This window comes from Peptoniphilus sp. (genome assembly GCF_034090345.1).
Classification (GTDB): Bacteria; Bacillota; Clostridia; order Tissierellales; family Peptoniphilaceae; genus Peptoniphilus.
This window is the reverse complement of record NZ_JAXDSS010000029.1, coordinates 1-4,878: the sequence shown is the minus strand read 5'-3', so window position 1 is coordinate 4,878 and position 4,878 is coordinate 1. Positions and strand designations below refer to the sequence as shown.

Annotated in this window: 5 protein-coding genes; 1 reads left to right on the top strand and 4 read right to left on the bottom strand. The window is 27.6% G+C overall.

The annotated features are described in order from the left end of the window. The first annotated feature begins 152 nt into the window (after positions 1–152). Positions 153–1,253 carry a tyrosine-type recombinase/integrase gene (locus SOR77_RS02440; RefSeq protein ID WP_320635611.1) on the top strand — a complete coding sequence of 367 codons (1,101 nt, stop codon included), beginning with the start codon at positions 153–155 and terminating at the stop codon, positions 1,251–1,253. Positions 1,254–1,540: 287 nt separating this feature from the next. Here SOR77_RS02440 and SOR77_RS02435 read toward each other — a convergent pair whose 3' ends face one another. The 4 genes from SOR77_RS02435 to aspS form a co-directional block, all read right to left on the bottom strand. Then, a complete protein-coding gene (locus SOR77_RS02435) occupies positions 1,541–2,608 on the bottom strand; it encodes a hypothetical protein (protein WP_320635610.1) in 1,068 nt (355 codons plus the stop codon). Continuing rightward, positions 2,592–3,434 carry a hypothetical protein gene (locus tag SOR77_RS02430; RefSeq protein ID WP_320635609.1) on the bottom strand — a complete coding sequence of 281 codons (843 nt, stop codon included), beginning with the start codon at positions 3,432–3,434 and terminating at the stop codon, positions 2,592–2,594. The genes SOR77_RS02435 and SOR77_RS02430 overlap by 17 nt, the downstream gene beginning before the upstream one ends. Next, positions 3,427–3,840: a SoxR reducing system RseC family protein gene (locus tag SOR77_RS02425; protein WP_320635608.1), complete on the bottom strand. Its 414-nt coding sequence runs from the start codon at positions 3,838–3,840 to the stop codon at positions 3,427–3,429. Before SOR77_RS02425 ends, SOR77_RS02430 begins: the two co-directional genes overlap by 8 nt. A gap of 20 nt (positions 3,841–3,860) precedes the next feature. Continuing rightward, a partial coding sequence (aspS, locus tag SOR77_RS02420) for an aspartate--tRNA ligase (RefSeq protein ID WP_320635607.1) occupies positions 3,861–4,878 on the bottom strand: 1,018 nt, incomplete at its 5' end.

Genomic DNA, 4,878 nt, shown 5'->3' with positions numbered 1-4,878 from the left:
TGAAGCTAATTTCTTTGCTACTTCAATGATATTAAAAAAATATGATATATCCTCTTTCGCTGGCTTAAGTATAAAACAAATATCTTTTTTGACTGGCATTGAAGAATATAACTTAAATCATTATTTTAAAAACAATAATTTAGGAGGTTAAAATGAAAAATTCTAACGGAGAAGGAACATATTATAAGTACCTTGATGGCTGGAGAGGTCAAATTTCTATAGGATTTGATAGATTTGGCAAAATAGTAAGAAAGTCAGCTACAGGAAAAACCAAAAAAGAAGTTAGAGATAAACTTTATGAAATAAAAAAAGAATATGAGGGGCTTAGCCTAGATACAAATTATTATTCAGTCTCTCAGTGGCTATCAGAATGGCTAGAAACCTATAAAAAGAATTCAGTTACACAAACAACTTACAATGTCTATGAAAGGCTTATACGTGATTTCCTAGATAAATCTTTAGGAGACATTCCATTAAGGGATTTAACCACTCTAGACATTCAAATAGCTTATAATAATATGTTTGCAAATCAAAAATATTCTAAATCAACAATAGAGCAAGTTCACACTAAACTTAAACAATCAATGAAAAAAGCTATAGAAATAAAATTAATAAAAGAAAATCCTTGTATAGGTGTTGAATTGCCTTTAGGTCGACACAAAGAAAAAATAATAGCGCTTACCATTGATGAACAAAAAAAATTTATTAAACGTTGTGAAGAGGAAGAATATGCTAATTTCTTTGTATTTATGTTGGCCACTGGATTAAGAATTGGAGAAGCTGCTGGACTTACATGGGATATGGTAGACATGACTAAAAAAGAAATTACCATAAAAAAAATAATGATAGAAATTAGAGGCAATCCTGAATTTAAAGAATATCCAAAAACTGATGCCGGATTAAGAACAATTCCTCTAAACCAAAAAGCTTATGACATCCTTTTAGAAAGACAAAAAAATAATAATGAATTTAACTTATTAAATTTAGTTTTCTTTTCCAGGACATTAAATTTTAGAACAACAGCTAATGCAAGAAGATATTTGCATAAATTGTGTATAGAAGCTAATATACGAAAAATCAACCCTCATTCTTTGCGACATACTTACGCAACAAGAATGATAGAAAACAACTGCAACATAAAAGCCTTGTCAAATATGCTAGGTCACGCTAAAATATCAACAACACTTGATATTTACTCAGATGCCTTAATAGAATATAAAAGGCAACAAGCAGCAACCATTGATATTTTTTAATTGTGTTGCACAACATATTGCACAAATACTCTTTAAACATAGATATTATCAGTGTTATATTATACACTTTAAATTTAATGTTTAAGGTTTTTAAAACACTGTAATTTACTAAGAATGTGATGTCTACTTAATTTGACATCGCATTTCTTTTCTTTTAATTTTCCGAAATTTTCTTCCTTTTTTCTTTATATGATATATTTATGCTTTATGCTCAAAAAACTCCATCCAAAATATTTACACTAATTTTAATTAGACTGTCTATTTTGGATGGGTTATATCACTCTGTATTATTTTGCATATTTATATAATTTTACTGAACGTTCTAAAATCCCAGATGTTTTATTAAAATCAATCGTCTCTATTCCATCAGAAAAATTTACAACTTTATAGACTTTCCCCGAAGTATCATAATAATAATTCATAATTTGATTTGATTTTAATTCAGATATTAAGTGTATCCTTCCTCTAAAATCCTGCATAATTTTTATTTTTCCATTATCTATCTTCTTTTCTTTAATATTTACATATTTTGAGTAAGAATTCACAACGCAGTAAACATCGGTTCCGAACAATAGTTTATTGTAATATGATTCTGTAAATTTTTGAGGAATTGAGTAATTAAATGAATTTGAATTATTCATTTGTTTTCTTATATTTTGTAAATCTATTTCCTTTTGGTCAGATATATCTACAAAAGTCAAATGATCCAACATTTCGAGCCCTAAATTTTTTAAAACTATCATATTTTGATACAAACTCATAAGTCTATCTTTTGACTCTATTTGTACTTTACTTTTCAAAAAATAATTTGTTGTAGTGTTGTAGTATTTTAAAATTCCATTATATTTATAAGCTTCAAAATTACTTCTAAGAAGATTATAATTCACTTCTCTTATAAGATAATCATTTTGTAATATACTAGAAATTAATAAGTTTGATTTTGCACTTTCTAAATCTCTAACCTTATCATTAAAATAAAAAGAATTTATTATATTGTCTTTATCCTGAGCTTCGAGTTTTTTAATGTTTAATACATTATAGTCTAAAGCCATAGGATATGATATATAATCATCATATTTATTAGTTTCATAGTCATATTCTGAAACTAAATTTTCCATAGTCTTTCTTCTATTGCTAATTTTATTTAATTTTTTCTCCAAGTCAGATATATCATCTTTAGATTTATTATTTTCTTTTTTAATCTTTAAAATGTCAGTTTTATACTTAGCATTTTCTACTGATATATTTGTATTTACAAGTTTAAAATTTTCTTTTGCAAAAAATAGTAATATACATCCAGACGATATAAACAAAATACTTAATATTTTTTTTGAAGTACTACTCAGACTTTTCATAAGTTTCACCCGTCAATTTTTCTATTACTGCTTGATTTCCGTAATATTTTTTAACTAAATCTTCCGTTTTATATACAAGCTCATTCAAATTTGCGCTAGTCAAAGTTCCTGTATTAAAACTAAAGTCTTCTAAAGTCTTGTATAGTTGATGTGTTGCTAAAATATTGTTATATAAAGAATTTAAATTATCCGGCATATCAGTTAAATCATGAGAAATTTCATACAAATTATCTGAATACATTGTTGTCAAAAAAAGTAGTATATTATTAAATTTAGACTCATTATTTAAAGAATTTAAATATGATATTGTCCCACTCTTCTTTGCTTCTTTTATAAAATTATCAATAGCTAAATTAGAATATAAATCAGTTTTTAATTGCTCGCTAGTTTCTCTACTATCTAATGACAACATTTGAGCAACTAAACCTGTGTAATCTTCTGCCTCATAATATGAGCCGTCAAAATAATGGATATATTTTTTTAGCTCCTCTCTTAAGTCATTTTTTATCTTGTTATTTTCATCTACTAATCTTTTTACTTCTTCTTGGACTAATTCATCATCTTCTTTTAGATAATCAAAACCATAAATAGTTAAAAATTCTATTGATTTATCATTTAATTCTTTCTCTTTTGTCTTAACTAGTTCTGAATTTAGCTTTATCTCTTCTTTGATACTTTGTAATTCTTTTTTTAGAGACTCTAAATTATTTAATTCTGACAAATAACTACTGTATTTCATTTTAGAATAACCAAAAATCACACTAGCAGCTATTAAAAATATTATGGAAAAATTCAATAGAGTCTGAAATGATTTTTTTTTACTCATAACTAATCTTCCTTATTTTTATCTCAGAATTAGTATTTTTTAAACTTCCATCTATTTTTCTTATTACAGAATAGCTAATTGCTATAGATATCAAACCTATTAAAAAACACCAAATTTGATTTGCTTCTCCTAGAATTGCAAAAGATGTAATAACACTAATTATAAATATAATGAGCGGAACTCCATATACTAAACCAATATACCCTAAAACTTTAGACGAATTGATTTCTAATTCTACCCTATCTCCAACTTCAGCTTCTATTGTATTTAATAATCTGAGAGTTTCAGCCTTTGATTCACAATGTGCACCACAGCTTTCACAACTTCCCCCGCAGGCACTTTCTCTAACACTAACTATATCTAAGTAATCTCCGTCAACATTTATCACAATGCCTGAATTTTTCAATTCCAACACCTCCTAAAATGTCAGTCTATTACCTTTACATGAACCTCTTGAAGTTGTTTTTCAGATACAGCTGCTGGTGCTCCTGTCAATAAGTCTGTAGCTGATTGAGTCTTTGGAAAAGCTATTACATCCCTTATATTTGATGAGTCTGTGAATAACATAATTAATCTGTCAAGACCATAAGCTATTCCTCCATGAGGTGGAGCTCCATACTTAAACGCATCAATTAAGAATCCAAATTTTTCTTCAGCTTCTTCACTTGTAAAACCTAATGCATTAAACATTTTTTCTTGGATTTGTGGGTCATTTATTCTAATACTTCCACCACCCATTTCGTCTCCATTTATTACAATATCATATGCTTTAGCTCTACAATTTTTAGGGTCTGACTCCAATTTTTCTATATCTTCATCCATTGGTGCAGTGAAAGGATGATGCTTAGCTACGTATCTCTCTTCTTCTTTATCATATTCGAAAAGAGGGAATTCAGTAATCCATAATAGTTCATATGAATTAGGTTTTATTAAATCCATGTCTCTTGCAACCTTGTTACGAAGATTTCCCAAACTATCAAATACAACATCTTCTTCATCTGCTACAAAAACTAATAAGTCTCCATCTTCTCCTTTAAGTTTTTCTATTAAAGAATTTAATGTATCTTCACTTATAAATTTTGCAATAGGAGAAGATATTTCTCCATTTTCAAGTTTTATCCAAGCTAATCCTTTAGCCCCATAAGTTTTAACGAATTCTTCAAGCTTTGAAATTTGTTTTCTTGAATATTGAGCAGCTCCATCTTTAATGTTAATGCCTCTGATTGAACCAGTTTCTACTTGAGATTCAAAAACTTTAAAGCCTGAATTTCTAACTTCTTCTTTAACATCCACAAGTTCTAGTCCAAATCTTAAATCTGGTTTATCTACTCCAAATCTATCCATTGCTTCTCTATAGCTCATTCTTTTAAGTGGTAAACTTATATCAACTCCAATCATTTCCTTGAAAACATGCTTTAAAAATCTTTCATTAGTTTCTATTACA